Source organism: Acinetobacter sp. ANC_7635, assembly GCF_056779945.1.
Map to the genome: position 1 here is coordinate 1 of NZ_JBWYIS010000027.1, position 763 is coordinate 763.

General features: G+C 39.7%; 2 protein-coding genes and 1 pseudogene. All 3 read right to left on the reverse strand.

What is annotated here, in order from left to right:
- Positions 1 to 158 (reverse strand): dioxygenase (locus tag AC1M89_RS14700; protein WP_481609338.1); only part of this gene is annotated, 158 nt, incomplete at its 3' end.
- Positions 159 to 308: 150 nt separating this feature from the next.
- Positions 309 to 599 (reverse strand): muconolactone Delta-isomerase, encoded by a 291-nt coding sequence (gene catC, locus AC1M89_RS14705; protein ID WP_092766278.1) that lies wholly within the window; start codon positions 597 to 599, stop codon positions 309 to 311.
- A 26-nt stretch (positions 600 to 625) separates the two neighbouring features.
- Positions 626 to 763, reverse strand: a pseudogene (locus AC1M89_RS14710) (muconate/chloromuconate family cycloisomerase); the annotation flags it as partial.

Sequence of the window (763 nt, forward strand, 5' to 3'; positions counted from 1 at the left end):
TTCCAAACTTCAGATTGGCTTAAATCTAAATCTTCAATCGCTTGGAATAAGTCAGATACTAAACGTACAACGATTTGCTGAACACGTTCATCAACAGGACCTGTTGCAGTATCAACGTTCATCTTTTTAACTAAAGCATTAATTTGTTCGCGGTTCATACTATTTCTCCTTAAGTATGCTTGCTGTGTGGTGGCTGACTTCTAATGTGTTTGAGCTCGCTGCCACAATCCTTGTTTAAAATGACGCTAAAAAACCTCTGGATGTATTGATGTCATGGCCTGAATCAATCAAGCCAAGACACTTAAAACTTAACGATCATCTTCACGGATAGAAGATGGGTGGCGATTTAACGCCATTACTTCGATATTCATATATGGGTAAAGCGGAAGACCTTGTAAAATTGAATGAAGCTCTTCATTGCTTTCCACATCAAAAATACTGATGTTTGAATACTGACCTGTGATTCGCCAGATATGACGCCACTTGCCTTGTTGCTGTAACTCTTGCGAATACGCCTTTTCAACAGCTTTAATCTCATTCGCTTTTTCAACTGGCATATCCAGTGGGATGTTCACATCCATTCGTACATGAAACAGCATGTCTCACTCCTGATGTATCACGTCGCTTATTTGCGGCGAAGGTTGTCAATCTTGTCTAAATCCAACTCAATACCTAAACCATTGCCTTGAGGCAGATGTAATTCGAAATCACGATATTGAAGCGGGGTCTTTAAAATTTCGTCAGTTAACAGCAATGGACCAAA

Bases quoted from the DNA above. Each gene is read 5' to 3' on its own strand.
- catC (WP_092766278.1), bottom strand. From the start codon at position 599: ATGCTGTTTCATGTACGAATGGATGTGAACATCCCACTGGATATGCCA.